27 protein-coding genes are annotated in these 26,199 nt (G+C 37.9%); 15 read left to right on the top strand and 12 right to left on the bottom strand.

What is annotated here, in order from left to right; all coding sequences use genetic code 11:
* The first annotated feature begins 239 nt into the window (after positions 1-239).
* Entirely contained in the window at positions 240-1,886 is a 1,647-nt protein-coding gene (locus I9192_RS13185) for an AMP-binding protein (protein WP_200149851.1), read from the top strand.
* 229 nt (positions 1,887-2,115) lie between these two features.
* Positions 2,116-4,569 carry an ExeM/NucH family extracellular endonuclease gene (locus I9192_RS13180; protein WP_200149850.1) on the top strand — a complete coding sequence of 818 codons (2,454 nt, stop codon included), beginning with the start codon at positions 2,116-2,118 and terminating at the stop codon, positions 4,567-4,569.
* A gap of 53 nt (positions 4,570-4,622) precedes the next feature.
* Here I9192_RS13180 and I9192_RS13175 read toward each other — a convergent pair whose 3' ends face one another.
* The 3 genes from I9192_RS13175 to I9192_RS13165 all read right to left on the bottom strand — a co-directional run bounded on the left by I9192_RS13175 (position 4,623) and on the right by I9192_RS13165 (position 8,912).
* On the bottom strand, positions 4,623-6,566 hold the full coding sequence (locus I9192_RS13175) for a sensor histidine kinase (RefSeq protein WP_005032171.1): 1,944 nt from the start codon (positions 6,564-6,566) through the stop codon (positions 4,623-4,625).
* Positions 6,512-7,204 carry a response regulator transcription factor gene (locus I9192_RS13170; protein WP_005032170.1) on the bottom strand — a complete coding sequence of 231 codons (693 nt, stop codon included), beginning with the start codon at positions 7,202-7,204 and terminating at the stop codon, positions 6,512-6,514. The genes I9192_RS13175 and I9192_RS13170 overlap by 55 nt, the downstream gene beginning before the upstream one ends.
* A 241-nt stretch (positions 7,205-7,445) precedes the next feature.
* Positions 7,446-8,912: a SulP family inorganic anion transporter gene (locus tag I9192_RS13165; RefSeq protein ID WP_005032169.1), complete on the bottom strand. Its 1,467-nt coding sequence runs from the start codon at positions 8,910-8,912 to the stop codon at positions 7,446-7,448.
* Between the two features lie 216 nt (positions 8,913-9,128).
* Between I9192_RS13165 and gstA the strand changes: the two genes are divergently transcribed.
* The 3 genes from gstA to I9192_RS13150 all read left to right on the top strand — a co-directional run bounded on the left by gstA (position 9,129) and on the right by I9192_RS13150 (position 10,889).
* A complete protein-coding gene (gene gstA, locus I9192_RS13160; protein WP_004824362.1) occupies positions 9,129-9,740 on the top strand; it encodes a glutathione transferase GstA in 612 nt (203 codons plus the stop codon).
* Positions 9,741-9,948: 208 nt separating this feature from the next.
* Positions 9,949-10,530: an NAD(P)H-dependent oxidoreductase gene (locus tag I9192_RS13155; protein WP_005032168.1), complete on the top strand. Its 582-nt coding sequence runs from the start codon at positions 9,949-9,951 to the stop codon at positions 10,528-10,530.
* A 44-nt stretch (positions 10,531-10,574) separates the two neighbouring features.
* Complete coding sequence (locus tag I9192_RS13150) at positions 10,575-10,889, top strand: putative quinol monooxygenase (RefSeq protein ID WP_005032167.1); 315 nt, start codon at positions 10,575-10,577, stop codon at positions 10,887-10,889.
* Between the two features lie 42 nt (positions 10,890-10,931).
* Here I9192_RS13150 and I9192_RS13145 read toward each other — a convergent pair whose 3' ends face one another.
* From I9192_RS13145 to I9192_RS13110, 8 genes are all read right to left on the bottom strand, one after another.
* Positions 10,932-11,642 (bottom strand): hypothetical protein, encoded by a 711-nt coding sequence (locus I9192_RS13145; protein ID WP_005032166.1) that lies wholly within the window; start codon positions 11,640-11,642, stop codon positions 10,932-10,934.
* 90 nt (positions 11,643-11,732) lie between these two features.
* Positions 11,733-12,431: a hypothetical protein gene (locus I9192_RS13140; RefSeq protein ID WP_151801043.1), complete on the bottom strand. Its 699-nt coding sequence runs from the start codon at positions 12,429-12,431 to the stop codon at positions 11,733-11,735.
* Positions 12,415-13,116: a hypothetical protein gene (locus I9192_RS13135; RefSeq protein WP_005032164.1), complete on the bottom strand. Its 702-nt coding sequence runs from the start codon at positions 13,114-13,116 to the stop codon at positions 12,415-12,417. Before I9192_RS13135 ends, I9192_RS13140 begins: the two co-directional genes overlap by 17 nt.
* A gap of 437 nt (positions 13,117-13,553) precedes the next feature.
* Positions 13,554-14,354 (bottom strand): thiazole synthase, encoded by an 801-nt coding sequence (locus I9192_RS13130; RefSeq protein WP_005032163.1) that lies wholly within the window; start codon positions 14,352-14,354, stop codon positions 13,554-13,556.
* A gap of 14 nt (positions 14,355-14,368) precedes the next feature.
* The gene (gene thiS / locus I9192_RS13125) at positions 14,369-14,566 is read right to left on the bottom strand and encodes a sulfur carrier protein ThiS (protein WP_004824354.1); all 198 of its coding nucleotides are present in this window, start codon (positions 14,564-14,566) and stop codon (positions 14,369-14,371) included.
* Positions 14,567-14,616: 50 nt separating this feature from the next.
* On the bottom strand, positions 14,617-14,982 hold the full coding sequence (locus tag I9192_RS13120) for a DUF423 domain-containing protein (RefSeq protein ID WP_005032162.1): 366 nt from the start codon (positions 14,980-14,982) through the stop codon (positions 14,617-14,619).
* Between the two features lie 157 nt (positions 14,983-15,139).
* Positions 15,140-16,009, bottom strand: coding sequence for an RNA polymerase sigma factor RpoH (rpoH, locus tag I9192_RS13115; RefSeq protein ID WP_004824351.1), 870 nt, complete (start codon positions 16,007-16,009; stop codon positions 15,140-15,142).
* 138 nt (positions 16,010-16,147) lie between these two features.
* Positions 16,148-16,402 (bottom strand): sulfurtransferase TusA family protein, encoded by a 255-nt coding sequence (locus tag I9192_RS13110; RefSeq protein WP_004824350.1) that lies wholly within the window; start codon positions 16,400-16,402, stop codon positions 16,148-16,150.
* Positions 16,403-16,781: 379 nt separating this feature from the next.
* Here I9192_RS13110 and I9192_RS13105 point away from each other — a divergent pair, with 379 nt between their 5' ends.
* Positions 16,782-16,994 (top strand): cold-shock protein, encoded by a 213-nt coding sequence (locus I9192_RS13105; protein WP_004824348.1) that lies wholly within the window; start codon positions 16,782-16,784, stop codon positions 16,992-16,994.
* Between the two features lie 107 nt (positions 16,995-17,101).
* Positions 17,102-18,253, top strand: a complete 1,152-nt coding sequence (rhlB, locus tag I9192_RS13100) for an ATP-dependent RNA helicase RhlB (protein ID WP_004824345.1) — start codon at positions 17,102-17,104, stop codon at positions 18,251-18,253.
* Between the two features lie 76 nt (positions 18,254-18,329).
* Here the strand turns inward: rhlB and I9192_RS13095 are convergent, their stop codons facing one another.
* The gene (locus I9192_RS13095) at positions 18,330-18,710 is read right to left on the bottom strand and encodes a hypothetical protein (RefSeq protein WP_005032160.1); all 381 of its coding nucleotides are present in this window, start codon (positions 18,708-18,710) and stop codon (positions 18,330-18,332) included.
* A gap of 296 nt (positions 18,711-19,006) precedes the next feature.
* Between I9192_RS13095 and I9192_RS13090 the strand changes: the two genes are divergently transcribed.
* The 8 genes from I9192_RS13090 (at position 19,007) to purF (ending at position 26,194) form a co-directional block, all read left to right on the top strand.
* Positions 19,007-19,582: a nitroreductase family protein gene (locus tag I9192_RS13090; RefSeq protein ID WP_200149849.1), complete on the top strand. Its 576-nt coding sequence runs from the start codon at positions 19,007-19,009 to the stop codon at positions 19,580-19,582.
* 84 nt (positions 19,583-19,666) lie between these two features.
* On the top strand, positions 19,667-20,740 hold the full coding sequence (locus I9192_RS13085; protein WP_004824339.1) for an NAD(P)H-dependent glycerol-3-phosphate dehydrogenase: 1,074 nt from the start codon (positions 19,667-19,669) through the stop codon (positions 20,738-20,740).
* Between the two features lie 79 nt (positions 20,741-20,819).
* The gene (sixA, locus tag I9192_RS13080; RefSeq protein ID WP_004824336.1) at positions 20,820-21,275 is read left to right on the top strand and encodes a phosphohistidine phosphatase SixA; all 456 of its coding nucleotides are present in this window, start codon (positions 20,820-20,822) and stop codon (positions 21,273-21,275) included.
* 37 nt (positions 21,276-21,312) lie between these two features.
* Entirely contained in the window at positions 21,313-22,455 is a 1,143-nt protein-coding gene (gene gspL / locus I9192_RS13075) for a type II secretion system protein GspL (protein ID WP_005032155.1), read from the top strand.
* Positions 22,455-22,934: a type II secretion system protein GspM gene (locus I9192_RS13070; RefSeq protein WP_010591075.1), complete on the top strand. Its 480-nt coding sequence runs from the start codon at positions 22,455-22,457 to the stop codon at positions 22,932-22,934. Before gspL ends, I9192_RS13070 begins: the two co-directional genes overlap by 1 nt.
* 90 nt (positions 22,935-23,024) lie before the next feature.
* A complete protein-coding gene (locus I9192_RS13065; protein ID WP_151714343.1) occupies positions 23,025-24,029 on the top strand; it encodes a quinone-dependent dihydroorotate dehydrogenase in 1,005 nt (334 codons plus the stop codon).
* A 2-nt stretch (positions 24,030-24,031) separates the two neighbouring features.
* Complete coding sequence (locus I9192_RS13060) at positions 24,032-24,625, top strand: CvpA family protein (protein WP_005032151.1); 594 nt, start codon at positions 24,032-24,034, stop codon at positions 24,623-24,625.
* Between the two features lie 24 nt (positions 24,626-24,649).
* Entirely contained in the window at positions 24,650-26,194 is a 1,545-nt protein-coding gene (purF, locus tag I9192_RS13055) for an amidophosphoribosyltransferase (protein ID WP_004824330.1), read from the top strand.
* Positions 26,195-26,199: the final 5 nt, after the last annotated feature.

Here is a 26,199-nt window from a genome sequence, read left to right as displayed (position 1 = left end):
AAAGCAAATATAGACCAGCTAAATGCTGGTCTTTCTATTGTTGTTTGGAACGCAAGTAGTAGTGTCCAAACACCGCAGAATGATTGAGGTATTTGGAAATTGTGTATGATTTATAATCATGTTTATCTATATGCATAGGAACAAATGCTGAATGATTCGGCATTTTAATAAGAGCTAGAACGCAGATATATGGAATTGCACATCGAGATGATGTGTGTAACAAATACAAGGATATTGCCATGAAAACATTGCAACAAGCTTATCTCGAATTCGACTATGAAAAGTTGATCGACGAACAACTGGCTGGAAACCCTCAATCAATCAATGCCTATGAAGAGTGTTGTGGGCGCTTTGTTGGTTTAAATAAAGTTGCTTTGATCTGGGAAGGAAAAAATGGTGAATCAGCACAATGGACGTTTGAGCAACTTGCAGAAGCTTCTGGACAGCTGGCAAATTATTTCCAATCGATTGGTTTAAAACCAGGAGATTGTATTGCTGGATTATTGCCACGTACACCAGAATTACTCATTACTATTTTGGCAACATGGCGAATTGGTGCAATCTATCAACCTTTATTTACTGCATTTGAATCTAAGGCAATTGAACATCGTATAACAACAGCCAATACGCAGTTAATGGTCACCAATCAAGAACAACGTAGCAAATTAGATCAAATTGAATTACCTCATATTCTGACAGTCCATCTCAAGGACTCAAGTCAGATAAAAGAAGCTGATTTTTGGGAAACCTTAACCAAGCAATCAGCCATACATAATCCGGTTATGTTAAATTTTGAAGACGATTTTTTAATGATGTTTACATCAGGAACTACGGGTTTAGCTAAATCAGTTCCTGTGCCACTCAAAGCTGTTTTAGCATTTAAAGAATATATGCGTCATGCCGTTGATTTACGCGAAGAAGATTCATTTTGGAATCTTGCCGATCCAGGTTGGGCATACGGTTTATATTATGGTATTACAGGTCCGCTGGGACTCGGACACAGTATTATTATGGATGAGCATGCATTCAGTGTCGATCATGCCTTAGAGGTTATACAGAAGTATAAAGTCAGTAATTTAACAGGTTCTCCTACGGCTTTTCGAATGTTCTTTGGTTTTAAAGAACAATTCGATGGTTCAATCAAAGACCATTTACGTGTGGTCAGTAGTGCGGGAGAGCCTTTGACCCCTGAAGTGATTCATTGGTTTAACCATGATCTAGGCGTTAATATATATGATCAATATGGACAAACAGAGTTAGGCATGGTGATTGGAAACCATCACGCTTTAGCACATCCAATCAAGGTAGGTTCGGCAGGTTTTGCAAATCCTGGGCATCGTTTTGCAGTTTTAAATCAAGATTATAAAGAAGTGACAGTGGGCGAGATCGGAACTTTGGCGATTGACTTCAAGCAATCACCGCTCACTTGGTTTAAAGGATATGGTGGGAATAACCGTAAATCTTTTATGGGAGATTATTATTTAACTGGAGATACAGTTCGACTTAATGAACTAGGTGGGATTGATTTTATTGGTCGTGCAGACGATGTCATTACAACGTCAGGCTATCGTGTTGGTCCGTTTGATGTAGAAAGCACCCTGTTGGAGTGTGCAGAGGTTTTAGAATCAGCCGTGATTGGTAAACCTGACCCTGAACGAACAGAAATTGTAAAAGCTTTTATTGTACTAAAACCTCAAGTTGTTTCATCTGATGAATTAAATGCAAAATTGCAAAAATATGTTCGATCACGTTTATCCAAGCATTCTTACCCACGTGAAATTGAATTTGTGGAAAGTTTGCCAAAAACATCCAGTGGTAAAATTCAACGTAATTTACTCAAGCAACAGGAAGTGGCTAAGTTACAGCAACTGCAATTCGAGGCTTAATCTGTAATATTTTATAAAGTTGTTAAAGCCCCATGCTCTTGCACCCGAAAGGGTGCTTTTTTTGTAAGAGAGCATTTGAAAATTTCCGCAATTTTGAGGGCTTATACTCACCCATATAATGTTTGATTATTCATCAATAAATAAATGCGTATAAATCTATCATTCAAATTCACGATATTGTCATTAATAAAAATTAATCTGCTGTAAATTTCAACAAACGTTAAAAATCATGCAAATTTTAAAACCTCATACTCTATGTTTAAGCCTAGCTTTATTGGGCTGTTCATTTCCAAGTTATGCTCAGTTGATGTTTAGTCAATATATTGACGGCACAGCAAATAAAAAGGGATTAGAAATATATAATCCAGATGCATCCACTATTAACCTTGCGGATTATGAGATTCAACAATATACCAATGGAGTAACGAGCAAAACTGCAACATATACTTTACAAGGAAATTTAGCCAGTAAAGCAAAATTCATTCTAGGTCGTAGTGAATTACAGGCAGAAATTGGGAATAAAGTAAATCAGGTCGCTGGTTTGGCATTTAATGGTGATGATGCATTGGTGCTTTTATATAAAGGAACCCCAGTCGATCGTTTTGGGCGTATTGGTGAAGCTCCAACAGGTGGTTGGGGAACAACATTTAAGAGTGCTGGAAATAGCCTAAGCAGAATAAAAAATAAAAATGATGTGAGTTCAGTAGATCCAAATAGTGCTTTCGACTTAGATAGTGAATGGACAAAATGGTCAGATCGTAATGCCTTTAGTATCTATTTAGGAGGAGATACAGCAACGCCACCAGCAACAGCAGTGAGCTGTAGTACAGCAGATACCCCCATCGCAGATTTGCAATCTGCAACTCAGAATCAGCAATATGTTGTTCGTGGTGTAATCACAGCTGACTATCGTTATCAAGATGGATTTTCAGGTTTTTATATCCAAACACCTGACACAAAAGCCAAAGCGAATTTAAGTAATGCCATTTTTGTGTATATTCCTGCTGGAAGTACAGTCACTGGTGGAAAAGTGGGTGAGGAAGTTATTCTCAAAGGACGTTTAACGACCTATCAAAATCAGTTGCAGCTTGATCAACTGAGTAACAATATTGGCGCTTGTAATAATCAAGCTGCTAATTTGATCAGTGCAACACCGATTCAACTTCCATTTTCAAGTTTAACGGACGCAACTGGTCATTCACCTAAACGTTATCAGGGAATGTTGGTGAAAATGCCACAAACCTTAACGGTCAGTGAAAACTATGATTATGGTCGTTATGGTCAGTTGTCATTAAGTTTAGGACGTTTATATATCCCGACCAACTTATATCCAGCAAAATCAGCCGAAGCAGTCGCATTAGCTAAAACCAACCTTTTATCAAAAATCATTTTAGATGATGGATATAATAATCAAAATAGAACACCTTGGCTTCCAGCGAATTTTAATGCTGCCAATACTCTACGTACAGGTTATCAGTTAAAGAATGTTGAAGGGATTTTAGAATATCGTTTCAATGCGTGGCGCATACAACCCATTCAAAATAAAACACTGCCAGAAATCGTCAAAGACACCAACCTACGTAATGCGAATGTTCCTCTTAAAGATAGCAAACAAGTCCGTGTGGCGGCATTTAATGTATTGAACTATGACAACTCTCCATTAATTGGTGTTAAACCAGATCGTGGTGCGAATACCTCTTCAGAATTTAATCGTCAACACGCAAAAACGGTGAGTGCGATTAAAGCAATTGATGCTGATGTCTATGGTTTGATGGAAATTGCCAACAATGGTTATGGTGATAAAAGTGCAGTCGCTTATTTGACCAAGGCTTTGGGGGCAGATTGGAAATATGTTATTCCACCAAATATGGATAAATTAGGTACTGATGTGATCGCAGTTGCGATTATCTACAACAGTAAGCGTGTCAAAACTGTGGGTAACCCAGTAGTTTATGATGACTTGACCCAGAAAAACCGTGTCACTATGGCACAAAGCTTCCAAGCGCTAACAGGGGGTAAAACCTTTACGGTCATACCGAATCATTTAAAATCCAAAGGCAGTTGTCCTGATGATAAAACGTCACCTGAAGCCAATCAAAATGATGGTCAAGGCTGCTGGAATCCAACCCGTGTAACTGCTGTACAAAAGTTAATTCAATGGATTGCAACAAATCCAACCAAAGCTGAAAAGCCTAATTATTTATTGGTTGGAGATATGAACAGTTATGCCAAAGAAGACCCAATCTTAGCCTTTGAAAAAGCCAACTATAAGGTATTGTTAAATGATGAAAAAATCGGTCAAGGTAAATTAGCATATAGCTATGTCTTTGGAGTTGCGAGTGATGCAACGGGTAATGGCGGCGCGGGTAATCTAGATCATGCCATAGCAGATGCAAACTTATATCCAATGGTTAAACGTACTTTTGCATGGCACATCAATGCAGATGAGCCAACAGCTTTAGACTATAATGAAGAGTTTAAAACAGAAGAACAAATTGCATCTTTCTATAGTGAAGATGCATTCCGTTCTTCTGATCATGATCCTGTTGTTGTAGATTTAGACTTAAATGAATCAACTACAACAAGTGGAAAAAGTAGTGGGGGAAGTACTGGATTATGGTCTTTACTTGGCTTGATGTTATTGACAGCAACATCGGTATTGGCACGCGCTAAAAAGAAATAAACTTGAACAGTCCAAACCAAGAGAAACTAGAGATCTAGTTTCTCTTTTTAAATTCAGTCATTTTTATCTTTTAAGGGCAAGATAGCACGGATGAGTGTAAATCCTTGCTGTGAATGTATTTCAAAACTCCCTCCAATTCGTTTGACCCGAACCTGCATGCTTTGTAAGCCAACATGTAGCCCTGACTGGACCTGATCTACTTCAAATCCGATGCCATTGTCTTGAATGGTTAAAATCAATTGCTGGCGTTCATTTTCAACTAGGGCGACCTCGACATCTGAAGCTTGACTATGTTTTATAATATTGGTCAAAGCTTCTTCCGCTACACGCGACAAGGTTAAACAAATCAAAGGTGGTGGTTTGAGTAGCCAATTTTCAGCAAATACCCATGTCGATTCAATTTCCATTTCTTCGAAAAGTTGAATAAATCGATGTCTTAAAGGTGCAGCCCACATGATTGGATTTTCAGGAACTTTTTCACCTAAACTTGTACCTGAGTCAATCACTTGTCGGAGATCATTCCGTAAAAGTTTAAACATGGAGAGCACTTGTTGTTTTTCGATATGTTCACTATGCTCGAGTAAAATCATTGAACGTACAATTGAACCACCCAGCCCATCATGCAATTCATGAGACAAGTTCAAGCGTTCTTGTAAACGCATATTATCGATTTGCAGTTGGTGCTTTTTCTCTAAAGACTGTTCTAAATCAAAAGTAACTGTCTCAACTGTTTCTTCAAGCGTTTGATTGAACTTTTCAATTCGAGAAACGTTTTGTGAAATTCGATAAGCGAGAATAAAAGAAATTGCCAAACTCGTGATTGGTGCTGTAAATGGCGTCCAATAGAGCTCCTGATCATCATGATGGAGCATGATGTAGAGGTCATGAACAATAATCACCAAGTAAATTAGAAAAATAAAGGCTAAAAGTAAAATGTCGACTTTGGGTTTTTTAAAAGCAATCCATTGAAACAGCATGCAGTTAAAAATAAACACCAGACCTGCATAAAGAAATGTAATCAGTAAGCTTTTGGTCAAATATGCGTTAGGCGTAAAGAGTAATGCTATGATGCAAATCATGAAGCTTGCGAAAAGCGAACGTTCAAGATAAGTGTATTGTTGAAGTGCAAAGCGCCATGCAAATAAACATAGACAATATACATAACCCACTAAAAAGACTAAATTCAGTCGAGCTGTGAATAAAGTATCTGTAAATGGAAGGGGTACGGTGGATATAATGTTATACGCAAATAACACCCAGAAAAATGAGGTTAAGCCAAACCATCCAAACGCTTTTTCTTCACGCCGAAACAACCAAATCGTAAAGCCAATGGTTCCTAGAACAAAGCTGATGATAATATTGATAAGAAATAAAGTACGTCGTTCGAAAATCAGTTGATCATTTTGATTGATAATATCTTCTGCACGCCCAAATCGAATTTTGCCTAAGCCAGAATGTTGTGATGAAACACCAACAACACGGACTAAAATTTCATTTTGCTTATTTTGAACAGAGGAAGACGGAAGAACCCAATATCTTGGCATGTTCCAACTTCTTGATAATGGTTCAACGAGAGACTTATCTTTCCATAACAATTCATTATTGCTATAAATTGCACCAGCTAAATTAATACGTTCTATCAAAAGTGCAACGGCTTGATGGTCTTGATTACATTGGTAACGCCATTGAATTTTATACCATGCGCTACCCGTATAGTGAGCCCAACGTTTTTCCCAGTCATCAGGTAATTGAACACGCTCCCAGCCAGATTGAGGAGCATGTTCTGGTTGATTCGCCGTCGCTTGTGCAACCTCTATATTAAGAATTTCAAAATGACAGCTGCTATTTGCTTCAAGATGTTGATTTAAGAGATTTGCTTGAGCAAAAGATGCATTTTGCAACATAGCGAAAAGCAAATACAGAAAACCAATAATATTGAGAGTTAATCGAGTAAGCCCATGTTGCGTGCTGTATCGATGGCTTTGGCTCTGTTGCATACCGCAAGTTTCCGGTAAATATGTTTAATATGAGATTCAACGGTATAGCGAGATAAATTGAGTTGATCTGCAATTTCCTTATTGCTTAAACCCTGTGACACCAGCTCTAAAATTCCAAGTTCTCTTTTTGATAAAATACTCTCATTTTCAATCGATTTTTGGCTATTTATCGGTTTATTTCCATTATTTTTTTCATTGAAGTGTAATTGTTTTAAAATTTTTTGCGCGATAAATGGATCTATAGGCGCACCGCCACGTAAGACACTTTTAATTGAAAGTGCGACTTCAATATCATCACGTTCTTTAAGTACATACCCTGTTGCACCAGCACTTAATGCGTTGAGAATCGCATCTTCAGTACTCCACGCCGAGATTACTAAAACCGTAATGGTCGGATCATAGTTCTTTAAAATTTCAATAAACTCAATCCCATTTCCGTCAGGGAGACCTAAGTCAACCAAGGCAAAAGATGCAGATTGTGTTTCAAGTAATTCTTTGGCTTGCGCTAAACTTTGGGCAAAAGCTAAGTCTGATGTTGAATAGCCAATATTCACCAATATATCTGATAGCCTTTTTTGTATAAGCGGTTCATCCTCTACTATGATGACAGGTACAGGTAAACTTAACTCATTGTTCATGATGTGAAAAAGCTCATTGATGCTTAATGTATCTAGTTTTTCAGATATTTAGATACTTCGCTATACCTGATAATAGGTATTTTTACGATTTAAACATGATTTAGAACATGGAAATTATAGTTTTTTGGAGGGTGTCTACGGAAAGCAAACAGCATACAACCTAAGTTGATGCCGTTTAAATTTTAAACATGCAGTTCACTCGCAGTAAAAGTACACCACATGCTTTATAACATTTCTCAAATCATGAAGTAGCGCTTGCTGTTGATGAACTAAATTGATCTACAAGCGTACGGCTTGCTTCATTCATACCGATCACTTCAACTTGAACATTATTCTGTAGAAATTTATTTTGTACCTGCTTTAACATATTGACCGAGGTGATATCCCAAATATGCGCATGAGTTAAATCAATAGTGACTTTTTCTGTTGTTTCATGAAAATCAAAAAATTGAAAAAACTTTTCGGCACTGCTAAAGAAAATCTGACCATAAACATAATAGTGACGGCTTTGGTCTTCGGATAATTCAGAACGAACACTGACTCCGCTTTCAAGTTTATTTACCAAGAACAGTGCAGATAATAGAACGCCAACCAATACACCCAAAGCTAAGTTGTGGGTCATCAATACAATAACAACCACTGTGAGCATGACTGTATTACTTTGTTTAGGATGTTTGGAAAAGTTTTTGAGCGAATCCCAATTAAAAGTTGTGAATGCCACCATAATCATAATTGCTACCAAAGCAGCCATTGGAATATATGCCAACCAATCTTTTAAAAAGACCACTAAACACAGTAAAAATACTCCAGCGACCAGCGTTGACAAACGTGTACGTGCACCTGAAGAAACATTGATAATCGATTGTCCAATCATTGCACAACCTGCCATACCACCCATAAATCCACTGGCGATATTGGCAATACCTTGACCACGACATTCTTTATGACGATCGCCTTCAGTTTGCGTGACTTCATTGACAATTGTGGTCGTCATCATGGTTTCAAGTAAACCTACAGTTGCCAATGTAACTGCATAAGGAAAAATGATTTTTAAAGTATCAAGGTTAAGCGGTATTTCAGGAATAAGAAAAATAGGCAATGTATCGGGAAATTTGCCTAAATCACTCACAGTACGCATATCTGTGTTGAACAGCATTGCGACCAGACTAAGTACAATGATACATACCAAAGGTGAGGGAATCAGTCTGCCAATTTTTGGAATATATGGAAATAAATAGACAACAAGAAGTCCTAATCCAACAAATAGATAGGCGGTCAAATCCATTCGTTGCAATTCGGGAATTTGTGCGACAAAAATTAAAATTGCTAATGCATTCACAAATCCATACACCACAGATTGAGAAACAAAACGCAGTAATTTTGCGACTTTGAAATAGCCCGCGAGGATTTGAATAATGCCTGTTAAGATTGTGGTAGCAAATAAATATTGTAGACCATGATCTTTGACCAAAGTCACCATAAGCAATGCCATAGCGCCTGTAGCAGCGGAAATCATGGCTGTGCGACCACCAAAAAAAGCTATGGTCACAGCAATACAAAATGAAGCATAAAGCCCGACTTGAGGGTCAACACCCGCAATTGCAGAAAATGCAATAGATTCAGGAATAAGTGCTAAGCCAACGACTAATCCAGCGAGTACATCTGTACGAATATTGGAAAACCATTCTGCTTTTTTCAGACTAATCACTACAAACCTTTCATCATTCTTTAAAGATGCGTATGTTAAAACATCTTTTAGTGAAAATGCAGCTAAGTTTGACTTGAAAAAGTCTTCGTTTTGCTGAATATTCAAGTTGTAGCAGTTTTATAAATTTAAGCTGATTTGCAAATTTCTATGTTTCTTAACTTGAAATTACCGATGAAGCCATTTACAACTTAAACAGTCATATAACAAGGATTAGATATGAAGTTATATTATTCACCAGGTGCATGTTCTTTAGCTGCTCATATTCTATTGAATGAAATTAATGTTGATTTTGATCTGGAACGTGTTGATTTAAAAACGCATAAGACAGAAAAGGGTGCTGATTATTACGAAATTAATCCAAAAGGCTATGTCCCCGCTTTAGAAATTAATCCAGGTTTGATTTTGACTGAGAATGTCGCGGTTCTTCCTTTTATCGCTCAACATGATCCAAAACAAGATTTGATCCCACCATCTGGTTTGGGACGTGCCAAAGTATTGGAATGGCTAGGTTATTTAAACTCAGAACTACATGATGAATATGCTGTATTTTTTGATCCAGCAATAACAGAAGATGAGAAAGTGCGTGGCTATGCTACATTAGATAAAATGTTGAAATATATTGATGATTATTTGGCAGAATCAGAATACGATTATTTGGTTAACGACCGTTTTGGTCCAGCAGATGCATATTTATTCGTGCTAACCAACTGGTCGAATTATATTCAACATGATTTAACGCCGTTTACCAATATTGTAGCTTTACGCAATAAAGTGGCTGAACGCCAATCTGTGCAAATTGCAATGCGTGATGAAGGGCTGATTCCTTGATGTGCTGATCATTTTAAAAACACCTTCGGGTGTTTTTTTATGCATGATTAATTGCCATTGCATTTCGATCAGTACTTTAAATCATGTGTTAATCATAATTGTTGATTTTTAGTCAATAATATTTTGCTTATTTTTGCATTTTTTGCGATAAAAATTCTCACTATAGTGGCGCCATAAACTTAATACATAGCTGAGACACAGGTGAGCAATGAGTAATATTTTGATTGTAAATGGCGCAAAACAGTTTGCACATTCAAATGGTGAATTAAACGATACCTTGACCACTTTAGCTGAACACGTATTATCTGATTTAGGGCATAGCATTAAAATCACTCGTACAGATTCATCTTATGATGCTCAGGAAGAAGTAGAAAAATACCTTTGGGCAGATACCGTGATTTATCAAATGCCAGGATGGTGGATGGGTGCACCGTGGACAATGAAAAAGTATATTGATGATGTATTTACCACTGGTCATGGAAGCTTATATGCCAATGATGGTCGAACTCGTTCTGATGCTGCTAAAAAGTATGGTTCGGGCGGCTTAATTCATGACAAAAAGTATATGTTGTCACTGACATGGAATGCACCTATAGATGCATTTGATGACCCAGAACAATTCTTTCATGGCGTGGGGGTAGATGGTGTTTATTTACCTTTTCATAAAGCCAATCAATTTTTAGGTATGCAAAGTTTGGATACGTTTATTGTGAATGATGTCATTAAAGCACCTCACGTTGAACAATATGAGCAGCAATATCGTGATCATTTGAATCGCCTTTTTGCTTAAGTAATGCAAATTAATAGCCCATTGACAATGCCGAGAAAGATAAAATGTTAACAATTATTGCTGAAATTTATGCTCATCCGAATGGCATACATAAACAACAGATTATTCAAGCCTTTAGGAAAATCACGCCAACAGTACTGCAAGAACAGGGCTGTCATGGCTATCAGCTTTTAGTTGATGCCAATGTCGATGTGAATTATCAAACTCAGGATGCTGATTTGATTGTCATGCTTGAAAAATGGGAAAGTATTGAGCATCTTAATGCTCACTTACAAACAGAGCATATGCAAGCATATCAGCTTGCAGTCAAAGACCATGTGGCTGAAGTTAAAATCCGTATTTTAGAGCACGGGTTCTAATACTGCTTTTCTTCAAACTGTTGCTTCTCCCTTTAGGAGAGGCTAACGGTGAACATAAAGCGCAAAGTTGATCTGCTCCAATTTGAGTAAAGGTGCTTTGTTTAATTTTGACTGTGATATTTGTGGTGAACGTTTAAGGTCAAGCTCAGGAGTGCTTAAGCTCTGTTTGAATTTTCTGGTTAAAAAATCAGTACTTTCACTACGACTATTGCCTGATGGTCGATCAAAGTAATGTAAATCGTAGCCAATTAGATAAAATGCTTGGTTTTGATAACGGAAGCTATATAAATTATTAAAAACCTCCCATGACTCACAACGAAACCCAAAATTTAGAGAGATTTTGAGTAATCCATTCTGGATAATGGGGGAGTGGTCTACGATCAGAGGGTCAATTAGGCATTTCTTTTCATTGCTGTTTTCCCTTGGCAGTGAATCGTTACTGGCGATTTGATGGTAAGTTTGATCATCTTTAAATAAAACCAGTAATTTTCGTTCATTTAGGTTCAGTCTTTGATTTTCTGAATTTTTATCATATGAGTCATGATGAACAATATTTTTGGGGTCAGTATTTTCAATAATCAAAGCAAGATCGGGTTGTTGATCACCATTTAAATCACCTTCAGCTTTACCTAGTATTTTCCAACCTTTTGGAATATACGTTTCAAGTCCAGTAGTTTCACCAATATCTGCCATAACCAAGCTTGAGCAGTTTGCGAGCGCAAAAAATAGACAGAATAAATTTTTACGATACATTGTTTTGATCCCATATAATTTTTATTAAACCTATAATGAATTTGTTTTTATCATTCATTTAATGTCGGCTTGATCAAGTTTAAAACGTTTTTATTCATATTCTCCATAGTTTTTAAAGTCAATTCGTTCCAGTGTGAGTGCATATTTTTGTTTTAACTTTGACCATGATACTTGGGCAGTTTGTTTTTGATCTTCAAAGCCATTGCCACCCGTAGTTTTTTTGATTTTTCCTGTTAAAAAATTGATACTTTTTGCATTGGTTTCACCAGACGCACGATGGAAGTCTTTAACATCATATCCAATCAGCTGAAAAGATTGATTTTGGTAGCGGAAAGTAAAAACATGATTGCTCACATACCATGAACCACAACTGAGCCAATAATGTAAATTAATTTGCACTAATCCATTTTTGATGGTGAGTGGATTACCTTCGCCTAAAGGGTCGGCAAGACAAGGAGATTCTTGGTCTCCTTCGCTGGGTAAAGTGGAATTACTTGCTGCAAGACGATAGCCTTGAGGGGATTTAAGTAAAATTAATAGCTTTCGTTGGTTTAAATTCAGTTGAGGGTTACCTAAGCGATCATTGGTCACAATATTTTTGGGATCAGTATTTTCAATAATCAAGGCAACATCAGTTTGCCGATCACCATTTAAGTCACCTTGTGCTTGACTCAATACTTTCCATTTTTTAGGAATAAATGATTGATAGGGTGTGGTGTTGTTTGCACAAGCTAAAGTTGAACAGGTCGTCAATGCACAAAATAAAACTAAATCAATTTTGTTTTTCATTATTTTTTTCTCCAATAAATTGAGCACTAAAATTGAAAACTAACGCTTCATTCTCCCAAGGTACAGTTTCCACAGTGTGGCTTTTGGCTGAATTGATTGTTTTCCAAATCACTTTAGGTGGCGTTTCAACTTCAGCAAAAATATTTGGAGTTGTGCTGAGTTTGGCTTTACGTGTCAAAAAGTTAATACTAATTTCGTCTTGTTGACCAGTAATTTTATCCAGATAAGATGAGTCATAGCCAATTAAATGGAAGTGATTTTGGTTTAGTTTAAAACTATATGTGGTAATTAAACCATAGGTATTGCTACACGATGACATACTATTGAATAACAATTCCAAACGTTGATTTTTAATGTTTAAAGATGAATCATCAAGCGCATCTTCCGCACAAGGCTCATTTGCACGGTAGGTCCACTTTGGAATGTGTTGACTTAGTTTGAGTTGTAATTGCTGATCCGTTTTTAATAATATCAAAAGTTTACGTTTGTGTTGATGTTTGTTTTTCGGTTGGATGAGCAGTGCAATATCTTCTTTTCCATCCTGATTCAAATCACCCTTGGCTTGAGAAAGTATTTCCCAATCATGCGGTACAAATTTTTGTAGAGCGCCTATTGATTGATTTGCAAAACTTATGACGGGTAAACAAGCCATTATGAAAAGACATGTATTTATTATTTTAAACATCATTTTTCTCAATTGATTTATTAACTGTTTATTAACTGATGTTACGCAGTAACTCTAAAATTAAATTTTGGAGCTAGAAGAATATGGATACGCGAAAACGTCATCCGCAATTGCTTGAGGCAGGACTCCTTCTAATAAGTAAAGTTTCTGCGAAACTTTGAATATTTTGACGATAGTGAACGAGTTCTGCGGATGACAATGGTTTTGGGTACTTTTGCCAAAACAAAAGTACCTCGAGCCGAAGGCTATTCCATAAATTTAAACTTTGGATGTAAGACTCCGTCGTGTAAATTTAGCTTTTTCTTTTTTACCTACTTAATTTAAATCAAGTGCGTAACATCAGTTAGTAAGATATTTTCAGTCTAAAAGAATTTCGAAAAACCCTTTTAGACAATCTAAGTCTTTGAGTGAATCATCAACAAGCGATTTGGTTGAAGTTATTTAAAGAAATAACCTGTTTCAGGTGAACTTGCATTTGCCATTCGCTTACGTGGCATGCGACCTGCCAAATAAGCTTCACGACCCGCTTCGACAGCTTTTTTCATTGCTGAAGCCATCAAAACAGGATTTTGTGCAGCAGCAATTGCTGTATTCATTAATACACCATCACAACCCAATTCCATTGCAATAGCTGCATCACTCGCTGTACCAACACCAGCATCGACCAACACTGGAACCTTTGCATTTTCTTTGATGATGGAAATGGTATGTGGATTTAAAATTCCAAGCCCTGAACCAATGAGGCTGCCTAAAGGCATAATCGCGACACAACCCATACTTTCAAGTTCTTGTGCAACAATTGGATCATCCGATGTATAAACCATCACTTCAAACCCATCATCAATAAGCGTACGTGCTGCTTCGAGTGTTGCGGTCACATTCGGGTACAGGGTTTTTTCATCACCCAAAACCTCAAGTTTGACCAAGTTGTGTCCGTCCAAAAGCTCACGTGCCAACATACAGGTACGTACCGCACTATTGGCATCAAAACAACCTGCGGTATTTGGAAGGATGGTATATTTCTCAGGTGGAATCACCGACAATAAATTCGGTTGATCTGGATTTTGTCCAATATTTACACGTCGAATAGCAACCGTCACGATTTCAGCACCACTCGCTTGGATGGCTAAATCTGTTTCCTGCATGTCTTTATATTTGCCTGTGCCGACAAGAAGACGAGACTGGAAGGTGCGTGAACCAATAATAAGTGGCGAGTTTTTAGTCGTTAAATCTAGCATGGGAGAGCTCCAAATTAGCCGCCACCAACCGCATGAATGATTTCAATACGATCTTTTTCAGCAATAGGGGTGAGTTCAAGTTTGCTTTTAGAAATGATCATTTCATTCATTTCAACCGCAAAGCGTTTACCTTCCAGTGAAAGTTCTTGAACCAGTTGTAAAAGATTTTGGCAAGAGGTTTCTTGGGGCTCACCATTTAAGAAAATTTGCATAGACATTCCATTTGATTGCGCAAATTGTGATTTCAAAAGTCAAAACAGAATTATTTTGCGTATTTTAATGCATTCCAGGCAAGCACCAACCATCCAGCAATCATCAATGCACCGCCAATCGGTGTAATTGCACCTAAGCCACGTGGTAAGCCAAGTGCCATGATATATAGCGAACCGCAAAAAAATAGAATTCCGATTTGGATCAGCATAAAACTGGCTTTGATTGGAAGTTGAGGAATGACTTTACTGAGTATTGCCAATGCCAATAAACCGAGGGCATGATAGAAGAAATAATCAGTTGCTGTTTGCCACCAAGTCAACTGTGCTTCTGTTGCTCGGGCTTTTAAACCATGTGCCCCAAATGCACCTAAGATTACTGCAAGTGCTAAATTCAGTGCTGAAATTGCAATCCACATAAGCCATTCATCTGCATCAATTTGCGCATAACCATAACATAAAATTTAACTCGGATTAAAGGCAAAATCTATGAAGATACGAGATTCAATAAAACTTTAAGCAAAATAAAAGGGCAGATCGCCCTTTTATTAAAACCGATGTTTTCACGGATAGAAGTTAGTTGGATGACATGGCAATCTTAATTTTATCCATAGCATTTTTTTCTAATTGGCGAATACGTTCAGCTGAAACATTATATTCTGCCGCTAACTCGTGTAATGTAGATTTATCATCATCTAACCAACGGCGTTGCAAGATATTTCTTGAACGATCATCTAACTGTTCCATCGCATCATGTAAAGCCGAAGTACTTTGTTCTTCATAATCTTCTTCTTCAACCAAACGCGCAGGATCATAACGGTTATCTTCTAGATATAATGCAGGGGCAACATGGGTTGAACCTTCATCATCGTCATCACCTTGAGCTTCGAAAGCTGCATCATAAGCAGTCAATCGACCTTCCATTTCCAAGACTTGTTCTGGTGTAACATTCAAGTCTTTAGCAATTGATTGTGCTTCTTCAAGGGTCAGTTTTTTGCTCGACTTTTTAAGACTACGTAAATTAAAAAATAATTTACGTTGCGCCTTTGTGGTCGCAATTTTGACAATTCGCCAGTTGCGGATCACATATTCATGAATCTCAGCCTTAATCCAGTGCACTGCAAAAGACACTAAACGCACGCCCATATTAGGATCGAAACGTTTAACAGCTTTCATTAAACCGAGATTACCTTCTTGAATTAAATCACCTTGTGGCAAGCCATAACCTGCATAACTGCGGGCAATATGAACCACGAAACGTAAGTGAGACATCACTAACATTTTTGCAGCATCTAAATCTTGATCATAGAAATAACGATCAGCTAACTCTTTTTCTTGCTCAGCTGTCAAAATTGGAATCTGATTTACGGTGCTGATATAAGCACCTAAGTTAACACCTGGTGCAGATAAGGACAGGGGCATCAACTGATTGCTGCTGTCACTCATGAGTTCTCCTTATAGGAATTTCGTCGTATTACTAATGCATTCATCTTAATTCGAATATTGTACATAAGTAAGAAAATTTGGGTATAGAAATGTAAATATATATGCCAATTTGCAAAAATAAATTTTAATTGAAAATAATTAAGATTCAATTAAGTAATGAAATTCATGCTCGGATACTTGAGTCAATTGACAGTCGAGCTGATGTATTTCGCAGTAACGGGCAATGTCGATCATACTATGTGGGTCAGATGACTTTAACAAGAACATTTGCTGAGGCAGTGCTTTTTTTAATTCACGTTTCAACATTAACAAAGGCATAGGGCAGGGTTTACCCATACTGTCAATTTCAATTGGATTTGTATCAATAGGTATTTGACCTAAAGTTTCATTCATTTTATGGCAAAAATATAACACTGTTATGGAAGTATTATTTTAGCAAGTTTCTTAGAACTACCCAACACAATTTGCAATATTCTTGCGTTGATAAAAAATAATATTTAAGGTGTTTAAAAAATAAGCTTGATATCGAAAATAATTATCAAAAAAAATTCTATTAATTGTCATAAACCCATGTTAAGCTCGTTGCGTATTTAGGATTTGTCAGAAACAATTGTTGTTTTGAACCCTATTACAAATGGATGTAACCGGGATTTTGTTAATAGTTTTACAGAATGATTACAAGCTTTGAAATTACAAAATATTTTAAAACTTTGTTTGCTCTGCTGTTTGCAACACCGGGTGGTCCCTTTTCTTAATAACTGAGGATTAACTTATGACAGCTCGTGAACAAGGCGTAGTTAAATGGTTCAACGACACTAAAGGCTTCGGCTTTATCCAACGCGCAGGCGGTGATGACGTTTTCGTTCATTTCCGTGCTATTCAAGGTGAAGGTCATCGTTCACTTCGTGACGGTCAACGTGTTGAATTTAGCGTTGTACAAGGTCAAAAAGGTTTTCAAGCTGAAGAAGTTCAGCCTTTAGACTAATCTTAAATTTTTAAAAATTTAAGTGGCGCTCCAATTTTTTATAAATTGGGGCGTTTTTTGTTTATAATGGGCGCAATTCAAAGTGTCTACAGTTAGAGCTCGTATTTATGTCATCAGGTTTCGAAACCCTTAATTTACATCCGCAACTTAAACAAGCGATTGATGCTTTAGGGTTTAAAGAAATGACCCCCATCCAACAAAAAGTATTGAAGTATACTTTGGCAGGTCATGATGCAATTGGGCGTGCTCAAACAGGTACTGGAAAAACAGCAGCATTCTTAGTCAGTATTATTAATGATTTGCTCAATAATCCGATTCAAACACAGCGTTTTCGTGGTGAACCACGTGCTTTGATTCTTGCACCTACACGAGAGCTGGCGATTCAAATTGAAAACGACGCCAAAGATTTGGTGAAATATAGCGGTTTAAATGTCGTCACTTTGGTTGGTGGTGTAGATTTTGACAAGCAGAGAAAGCAGTTGGATCAAGGTTTTGTTGATATTTTAGTCGCAACACCAGGGCGTTTAATTGATTTTACTGAACAAAAAGAAATCTGGTTAGATCAAATTGAGTTTTTAGTCATTGATGAAGCTGACCGTTTATTGGATATGGGCTTTATCCCTTCAGTAAAACGCATTGTGCGTTTTTCTCCACGTAAAGAACAACGTCAAACTTTAATGTTTTCAGCTACTTTTAGTTATGACGTACTTAATCTTGCACAACAATGGCTTTTCGAACCTGTCACTGTAGAAATTGAACCTGAAAAGAAAACCAATGCTGATGTTGAGCAACGCGTTTATGTGGTCGAAAAGAAAGACAAATATAAGTTATTACGTGAAATTTTAACGGATGAACCAATCGAAAAAGTGATGATTTTTGCGAATCGTCGTGATCAGGTCCGTAAATTGTATGATCATTTGAAGGCGGATGGTTATAAAGTGGTCATGCTGTCTGGCGAGATTGCACAAGACAAGCGTTTGAAAATGCTAGACCAATTTAAAAATGGTAAACATAACATCATGATCGCAACAGATGTTGCAGGTCGTGGTATTCATGTAGATGGTGTATCGCATGTGATCAATTTCACTCTACCTGAACAGTCTGATGATTATGTACATCGTATTGGGCGTACTGGGCGAGCTGGAACACAAGGGGTAAGTATTAGTTTCTTGTCGGAAGATGATGCCTTTAATTTGCCAACGATTGAAAAAGCCATTGGACAGAAATTACCTTTGACCCGTTTAGAAGGTTATTGCTAAACACATAAATTAACTTGGCATAGATCAAATTAAAAATCCCACTTTAATCGTGGGATTTTTAATTCAACTCATCGTATTAGTTGGCTTTACAGCTAAAGGTTAAAGTGCTTTGGTAGTCAGTATCTTTTTCAATACCATAATTTTTACCCATGACCGAGCCGATTACGCCAGCCGCAGCAGTGATCATTTTACCCGTCTGCTCATCGACCACACCATTTAAACTGCCATGATATTCAGTTTTTTCATTGATTAAGACAGGTGCTGCTTTTTTGCCACAAGTTTTGTTGGCAGCAACAATGGCGTTGTTTTTTGCCATAATTTGATCTTTACCTAAGCCTGTGACTTCATATTGATTGTCGGCTTTTTGAATTGCTAATGTTTGTGTTGGGTTTGATGCACATGCACTAAGAAATAGTGCAGAACTGGCAAGGAGTGAAAGAGCAGTAAATTTATTCATATTGACTCCAAATGATCAGTGAAAAATAAAAAGAATTTTATTAATTAGCTATGATTTGAACATAGAATATGTGCTAAATATTGAAAAACATGTATAAATTTTGCAGTTTTTATGGGACTTATTGCTAAAAACGCCTATTTGTTGATCATGGTAATTCTCAGAAAATAAAGTTTTGTCTGAGAGTTATTTAAAAAAATAGACATAGCTGTTGAGTAAATTTCTGCTGAGATAGCGTAATGATTTTAGAGTGTGCTAATCTTACAAACAGTTCATTTAAATAGATTACAGCTAGGTCAATGTCAGATTTAAATTTCAAAGCAGTACATGACAATATTCACAAACGTCAGTCCATTGGTCATTTGATTGAACCTGCGCCCTCACATGAGCAACTGAATGTGGCATTTCAGGCAGCGCTTACAGCACCCGACCATCATCGTTTAAAACCGACACAATTTATTGTGATCGAAGGTCAACAGCGCGAAGCTTTTGGTGAGTTATTGGCTCAATCTATTGCGGACTTAGGGGAAACTGACCCAGTTCAAATTGAACGCGTAAAACATCATCCATTTCGAGCACCGATTTTGGTTTTGGCTGTGACTAAATTTCAAGATCATCCCAAAGTTCCATTTTTTGAACAGACATTAAGTAGTGGCGCAGCGATTCAAAATTTTTTATTGTCTTTACAAGCACAAGGTTTTGCAACAATGTGGCGTAGTGGGGCAGTGGTTGAATCTAAACACTTAAAGTTAGCACTTGGTTTAGATGAACGTGATTTAATTTCAGGTATTGTCTATGTGGGTGCTGCTGCAAAAGAAATTGCACCGCGTCCCGAAAGTGACACTCAAGCATATGTTCATTTTTGGCAGAATTAATCACAAAAATAACGAGATATCAACTGTGAAAACTCGTTAAACATTTACATGTAATATTTAGGATAGGTTTTTAGGATAATAATAATGTCGGATTTACGCTTTAAAGATTTAATTGAACCCGTGGTATTGGATCAAAAAACAGCATTACGTGTGACTGTACTCGGTGGTGGTAGTTTCGGCACAGCAATGGCGAACACAGCAGTACGCAATGGTTGTGACACCATGATTTGGATTCGTGATGAAGCTATCGCGGCAGAGATCAATGCGACGCATATCAACAAACGCTATCTTCCAGACTTTCAATTAGAAGCAGGGCTACGTGCTGAGTCAAATTTGGAAAAGGCTGTACGTGATCGTGACATTATTCTGGTTGCTATTCCTAGCCATTCATTTCGTGATGTGTTGCGCCAGATCAAGCCGTTCATTAGTGCACAAGCTGTGGTGTCTTTAACCAAAGGTATTGAAGCCAAAAGTTTTAGTTTCATGAGTGATATTATTCGTGAAGAACTGCCAGAAGTACCTTATGGTGTACTTTCTGGTCCAAACTTAGCCAAAGAGATTGTGGCTGGACAACCTGCAGGTACAGTCATCGCAAGTGACAGTGAGTTGGTGCGTTATGCAGTACAACAGGCTTTACACAGTGCATTATTTCGGGTCTTCGGCAGTGATGATGTACATGGTGTCGAGCTTGGCGGTGCATTGAAGAATATTTACGCTGTGGCAATGGGTATGGCTGTGGCGTATAAAGTAGGTGAAAACACACGAAGTATGATTTTAACCCGAGCATTAGCAGAAATGAGTCGTTTTGCTGTTAAGTTGGGTGCTAATCCATTGACATTCCTTGGCTTATCTGGGGTTGGGGATTTATTTGCAACCTGTAATAGTCCATTGAGTCGAAACTATCAAGTTGGTTTTGCATTAGGTTCTGGAAAGACACTGGAACAAGCGACAAAAGAACTGGGGCAAACCGCAGAAGGCATCAATACCATTGTACAAGTAAATGCGCGTGCTAAAGAATTGGACGTTTATATGCCGATTACCACAGCACTTTATGAAGTTATTTTTGAAGGTGCACCACCACTCAATATCGCAGTTTCCTTGATGAAAAATGGACATCGAAGTGATGTAGAGTTTGTGTTGCCACACAATGAGGTTTAATTGATTACAATTTGAGGTTGAGAGATAGATTTGTAACAAAGCCTCGTTATAATCAGTGCGGTATTAAAAAGGAAATCTTATGCAACTGACTTTGGTGCGTCATGGTGAAGCAGCCCCAGCAATCAATGGTGTGGACAGTAAACGTCCTTTAACAGAACGTGGGCATTTACAAGCGGAACAAACAGCACAATTTTTAAAAGAAACAGTACAACCAGATGTATTTGTTGTGAGCACGTTATTGAGAGCACAGGAAACATTGTCCCATATACAGGCTTATTTTCCTGAAGTATCAGTATTGATCTGTGACAAAATTAAGCCTGAAGATGATGCAAAATTAGCAATTGAATGGTTGTCACAATTACCATTTGAACGTATTGTGGTGGTATGTCATATGAATGTGGTTGGGCATATTGCTGAACAACTGACACATGAGCATTTTAATCCTTTTGCCTTGGCAGAAGCTCGTATTTATGAGCAAACGGTCATTGCAAATGGTCTATCTACTCAAAATAAAGCCTTTATTCCAACTGTATAAAAGCATTGTTAAAAGAACACACGGCAGAAAACGATAAATGTTGTACTTATGGATGCCTGAAGCCAATGGGGTTTGGCAATGGTCTCGAGGAAGTGATTGGACTACATCTTCGAGTCTGGAACAATTAATACAAGATATTAAACTTTACCAAGGTGAAGAAGCGGTTGTGTTCTTTCCAAGTCGTGAAGTGCAAATTCTTCAACAAAAGTTTAGCAAAGCTCAATATAAACAATTGGGCCCAGATGGTGTTAAATATTTACTTGAAGAATATGTCATTTTACCGATTGACCAAATGAAAGTGTTTTCGCACTTTCAGCAACCCGATCAAGTTTCAGTATTGGGTGTGAATCAACATACGATCACTACAATTCAGCACTCTTTGTCTTTGATTCCTTTAAAGATTGTTTCTTTATTGCCTGACTTTCTAATGTTGTCTATTCCAGAAGAAAATCAGCTGATCTTAGCCAATGTCAATGGGCAATTGTTGGTGCGTGAGAATGAGTTTCTAGGTAATTCAATCGATGATCTTGGTCTGTATTTGGATTTTGCAGATCGAGAAAAAACTTTTTTATATAGTGCGTTGACTGATGCACAAGCGACCAGTTTATTTGCTGTAGCGACAGCTGAACAACGTGAGCCATTTAATTATCAGTTTACTGAAATTAAAAAGGCAAAGCAGCATCCATTTAATGTCTTGCCTAAAGCCAAACAGGCAAATGACGGAGTGTCTCGTTATTGGCAAGCATGTGCAGTTTTAGTGGTGGCTTTGATTGTTGCACAGCTGAGTTATGATGCTCTGCGCTGGTTTAAACTGAAAAAAGTTGCCGATCAAACAGCATTGATTGCAGTAGATCAGTATAAAAAATGGTTTCCCAATGAACAGCGAATTACTGAGGAATCTGTTCAACGTCAGTTTAAGAATAAACTAGAACTTAGTCAGGGTGCGAATACACAGGCATTGCAATTGCTCAGTCGTGTTGGTCCAATTTTGATGCAGCATCAGATTATTGCCAATCGAGTTAATTATGAAACTTCTGTCTTGAACATGGATTTAGTTGCCAAGAGTTCAGAAGCATTACAGACATTGGTCACGCAGTTAAACCAACAAGGTTTTAAGGCGGAGCTGGGTAATATTCAGACACAGGGTGCGACTGTGGTTGGTTTAGTGAAGATACAATGATGAAAACAATGGAAAGCTTTCAAAACCGTTTAGACACGTGGTCCGAAAAGATGACTGACAATTTAGAAAAAATGTCAGCACGTGAACGTATTATGGTTATTTTCACAACGATTTTTGTAATAGTTGCCGCCGTTGGTGCAGCCTTGTGGTATACCCATAAAGCTGCTGAAAAACAACAGTTGCGTTTAAATGAAATGAAAGACCTCGTGGTTTGGATGCAAAGTAATGTAGTTACCATGAAACCTGCGGATGATTTAGCATTAACCACCGCAGATAAAATTCAACGTGTTGCACAACAACAAGGGCTTTCAGTGGCTTCACAACAGGTTGGTGAACAATTTCAAATTGTTGCACAACATCAGAATTATGCTGTTCTGGCAAACTTTCTGACTCAAATCGCGCAGATGGGTGTTAGCTTGGAAAAGATGGAACTGGTTAAAGAGGGCGCACAGATTAAATTAACAGCGACGGTACAGTAAGTACTGAAAATAAACACAGTTCAAGCATAGCCTTTTCAGCATACTGTGCCTATAATGTGGCAACTTAAAAAGCAGTAGACTTTTATAGCTATGTTGTATTCACTTGCTCGCCCTTTGTTGTTTTCTTTAGCACCAGAGCGTGCACATGAACTCACATTATCCATGCTTAAATCTGCCCATAAATTGGGTGCGATGCGTCAAGCTGTTGCGTCAAAACCAGTCACCTGTATGGGGATTGAGTTTCCTAATCCAGTTGGATTAGCTGCAGGTTTGGATAAAAATGGTGCATATATCGATGCCTTAGCGGGTTTGGGTTTTGGTTTTATTGAAATCGGAACCATTACACCTAAACCACAAGAAGGCAATCCACACCCACGTCTTTTCCGTATTCCACAAGCAAAAGCCATCATTAACCGTATGGGTTTTAACAATGATGGGGTAGACAAATTGGTTGAGAATGTCAAAGCAGCAAAATTTAAAGGCATTCTTGGAATCAATATCGGAAAAAATGCCACAACGCCTGTTGAAGACGCTGTTTCAGATTATTTAATTTGTCTAGAAAAAGTTTATCACTACGCATCTTACATTACGGTGAATATTTCTTCACCGAATACGAAAAATTTGCGCTCTTTGCAAAGTGGTCATGCACTGACTGAACTTTTAGAAACCCTCAAAAAACGTCAGTTAGAGTTGGCTGAAGAATTACAGCACTATGTTCCACTTGTTCTCAAAGTTGCACCAGATTTAGATACAACAGATATTGAATTTATTGCTTCACAATTGTTGCAGTTTAAAATTGATGGGCTTATTGTAACCAATACAACTTTATCTCGTGAAGGTGTCGAAGGTCTACCATTTGGTGATGAAGCTGGTGGGTTATCTGGAGCACCTGTATTTGAAAAGAGCACAGCTTGTTTGGCTGCCTTTTCAAAACTATTACAGGGTAAAATTCCGTTAATCGGTGTTGGTGGAATTTTATCGGGTGAACACGCTGTTGCAAAACAACAGGCAGGTGCGAGTTTGGTTCAAATTTATAGTGGTATGATCTATACAGGTCCTACACTGATCAAAGACTGTGTTAATGCTATGACCTAAATATGAATACCCTAGACATTATCATACTGATTATATTGCTCATTGGAGGGCTAAACGGTTTGCGACAAGGATTCGTGAAAGCCTTTGCGAACTTGATAGGATGGATTTTTGCACTGATTGTTGGTGCTAAATATGCCAATATCATCGCACCTTCCATGTCTGCACTCAGTCAAGATCCTGTGGTGCAAAAAATTGCAGCATTTGCATTTATTGTCTTGGTTATTATCGTTTTAACATGGATTGCAACAGCAATTCTCAATCAAATTTTAAAGAGCTTAAAACTAGGTCCTTTAAATCGTTTGGCAGGTGGTGCACTGGGGACCTTGAAAGGTTTATTCATTGTCCTCATAACAATGCAAGGATTAGGTCCTTGGGTTGACAGTTCGCCAACATGGAAACAGTCAAAATTTATTCAAACACTTTTGCCGTTTGCACCCTTAGCTTCAGAAATTTCTAAAGATGCTGCAAATGAAGCATTAAATCATATACAGTCACAAGCGCATCCCGATGACGCTGCTGTGAGAAATACTGAACGATCATCAACATCTGAAGAGGATGATCAATCAGCACATTCGACAAAAAATCCGTTTTATTAGTCCTAGCTGGTCTGCGAGGTAGTTATGTGTGGAGTCGTTGGTATAGCAGGTAAAGCACCTGTAAACCAAATGTTATTTGATGCGTTGACGATGTTACAACATCGTGGACAGGATGCAGCTGGGATTGTGACTTGTCATAATGGTCGTCTTTTCTTGAGAAAAGACAATGGTATGGTTCGTGATGTATTCCATACTCGCCACATGCGCGCATTGCTCGGTAACTATGGTATTGGTCATGTTCGTTATCCAACTGCTGGTTCTTCAAGCAGTGCTGAAGCGCAACCTTTTTACGTAAACTCACCTTATGGGATAACTTTGGCGCACAATGGTAATCTTACCAATGCTGCTGATATTCATGATGATCTGTTTAAAACTGACTTGCGTCATATGAATACAGATTCTGACTCAGAAGTCTTGCTGAATGTGTTTGCACATGAATTGCAAAAATGTGCCTCATTAACACCATCTCCAGACGATATTTTCCATACAGTTAAACGTGTACATGAGCGTTGCAAAGGTGCCTATGGTGTTGTTGCAATGATTACTGGACATGGTTTGGTGGGGTTCCGTGATCCAAATGGTATTCGTCCATTAATCTATGGTTCGCGCCTGACTGAAAATGGTGAAAAAGAATATATCATTGCTTCAGAGTCAGTTGCGATTACTGCATTGGGCTTTAAAGTTGAGCGTGATATTGAGCCGGGTGAAGCGGTATTTATTAACGCTGAAGGTGAGTTCTACTCCCAGCAATGTGCCAGTCAACCACGTTATCGTCCATGTATTTTTGAATATGTGTATTTTGCACGTCCAGATGCCACTATAGATGGAATTTCTGTCTACAAAGCACGCTTGAAAATGGGTGAGACGCTGGCGAAGAAAATTCTTCGTGAATGGGGTGAAGCGCATGATGTTGATGTGGTTATCCCGATTCCAGATACAAGCCGTACATCTGCTTTAGAATTGGCGAATATTCTCGGGGTGAAATTCCGTGAAGGCTTTATGAAAAACCGTTACATCGGTCGTACCTTCATTATGCCAGGTCAACAACAACGTAAAAAATCTGTACGTCAAAAGTTAAACCCAGTTGAACTTGAGTTTAAAGACAAGAACGTGTTGCTGGTGGATGATTCGATCGTACGTGGTACAACCTGTAATGAAATCATTCAAATGGCACGTGACGCAGGTGCAAAAAATGTTTATTTTGCCTCTGCTGCACCGATGGTGAAATATCCAAATGTGTATGGGATCGATATGCCAGCTAAAGCAGAATTGATTGCATCTCATCGTAGTGTTGAAGAAATTCAAAATATTATTGGCGCTGATCGTTTGATTTTCCAAGATTTGGATGATTTAAAAGCTGCGGTGAGAACCAGTAAAGTACCAGAAGTTCAAGAGTTTGATTGTTCGGTTTTTGATGGCGTTTACGTGACTGGCGATATTGACGAACAATATTTAAATGATCTTGAGCAAAGTCGTAATGATACTGCGAAAAAGCAAAAAGATGGTTATATTGATGTCAATATTGATGCATCTTCGGTTGATCTATGTGGTATTAAAGAAGAGATGTAAATCAG

The sequence above is a fragment of the Acinetobacter bereziniae genome (genome assembly GCF_016576965.1).
Lineage (GTDB): Bacteria > Pseudomonadota > Gammaproteobacteria > Pseudomonadales > Moraxellaceae > Acinetobacter > Acinetobacter bereziniae.
Note: the sequence above shows the minus strand (reverse complement) of the source record. Positions and strands in the feature narration are given on the sequence as shown.

Excerpts from the sequence above, each read along its gene's own strand:
- I9192_RS13185 (WP_200149851.1), top strand. The coding sequence starts at position 240 with ATGAAAACATTGCAACAAGCTTATCTCGAATTCGACTATGAAAAGTTG.
- I9192_RS13180 (WP_200149850.1), top strand. The coding sequence starts at position 2,116 with ATGCAAATTTTAAAACCTCATACTCTATGTTTAAGCCTAGCTTTATTG.
- I9192_RS13175 (WP_005032171.1), bottom strand. The coding sequence starts at position 6,566 with ATGCAACAGAGCCAAAGCCATCGATACAGCACGCAACATGGGCTTACT.
- I9192_RS13170 (WP_005032170.1), bottom strand. The coding sequence starts at position 7,204 with ATGAACAATGAGTTAAGTTTACCTGTACCTGTCATCATAGTAGAGGAT.
- gstA (WP_004824362.1), top strand. The coding sequence starts at position 9,129 with ATGAAGTTATATTATTCACCAGGTGCATGTTCTTTAGCTGCTCATATT.
- I9192_RS13155 (WP_005032168.1), top strand. The coding sequence starts at position 9,949 with ATGAGTAATATTTTGATTGTAAATGGCGCAAAACAGTTTGCACATTCA.
- I9192_RS13150 (WP_005032167.1), top strand. The coding sequence starts at position 10,575 with ATGTTAACAATTATTGCTGAAATTTATGCTCATCCGAATGGCATACAT.
- I9192_RS13145 (WP_005032166.1), bottom strand. The coding sequence starts at position 11,642 with ATGTATCGTAAAAATTTATTCTGTCTATTTTTTGCGCTCGCAAACTGC.
- I9192_RS13140 (WP_151801043.1), bottom strand. The coding sequence starts at position 12,431 with ATGAAAAACAAAATTGATTTAGTTTTATTTTGTGCATTGACGACCTGT.
- I9192_RS13135 (WP_005032164.1), bottom strand. The coding sequence starts at position 13,116 with ATGTTTAAAATAATAAATACATGTCTTTTCATAATGGCTTGTTTACCC.
- I9192_RS13130 (WP_005032163.1), bottom strand. The coding sequence starts at position 14,354 with ATGCTAGATTTAACGACTAAAAACTCGCCACTTATTATTGGTTCACGC.
- thiS (WP_004824354.1), bottom strand. The coding sequence starts at position 14,566 with ATGCAAATTTTCTTAAATGGTGAGCCCCAAGAAACCTCTTGCCAAAAT.
- I9192_RS13120 (WP_005032162.1), bottom strand. The coding sequence starts at position 14,982 with ATGTGGATTGCAATTTCAGCACTGAATTTAGCACTTGCAGTAATCTTA.
- rpoH (WP_004824351.1), bottom strand. The coding sequence starts at position 16,009 with ATGAGTGACAGCAGCAATCAGTTGATGCCCCTGTCCTTATCTGCACCA.
- I9192_RS13110 (WP_004824350.1), bottom strand. The coding sequence starts at position 16,402 with ATGAATGAAACTTTAGGTCAAATACCTATTGATACAAATCCAATTGAA.
- I9192_RS13105 (WP_004824348.1), top strand. The coding sequence starts at position 16,782 with ATGACAGCTCGTGAACAAGGCGTAGTTAAATGGTTCAACGACACTAAA.
- rhlB (WP_004824345.1), top strand. The coding sequence starts at position 17,102 with ATGTCATCAGGTTTCGAAACCCTTAATTTACATCCGCAACTTAAACAA.
- I9192_RS13095 (WP_005032160.1), bottom strand. The coding sequence starts at position 18,710 with ATGAATAAATTTACTGCTCTTTCACTCCTTGCCAGTTCTGCACTATTT.
- I9192_RS13090 (WP_200149849.1), top strand. The coding sequence starts at position 19,007 with ATGTCAGATTTAAATTTCAAAGCAGTACATGACAATATTCACAAACGT.
- I9192_RS13085 (WP_004824339.1), top strand. The coding sequence starts at position 19,667 with ATGTCGGATTTACGCTTTAAAGATTTAATTGAACCCGTGGTATTGGAT.
- sixA (WP_004824336.1), top strand. The coding sequence starts at position 20,820 with ATGCAACTGACTTTGGTGCGTCATGGTGAAGCAGCCCCAGCAATCAAT.
- gspL (WP_005032155.1), top strand. The coding sequence starts at position 21,313 with ATGTTGTACTTATGGATGCCTGAAGCCAATGGGGTTTGGCAATGGTCT.
- I9192_RS13070 (WP_010591075.1), top strand. The coding sequence starts at position 22,455 with ATGAAAACAATGGAAAGCTTTCAAAACCGTTTAGACACGTGGTCCGAA.
- I9192_RS13065 (WP_151714343.1), top strand. The coding sequence starts at position 23,025 with ATGTTGTATTCACTTGCTCGCCCTTTGTTGTTTTCTTTAGCACCAGAG.
- I9192_RS13060 (WP_005032151.1), top strand. The coding sequence starts at position 24,032 with ATGAATACCCTAGACATTATCATACTGATTATATTGCTCATTGGAGGG.
- purF (WP_004824330.1), top strand. The coding sequence starts at position 24,650 with ATGTGTGGAGTCGTTGGTATAGCAGGTAAAGCACCTGTAAACCAAATG.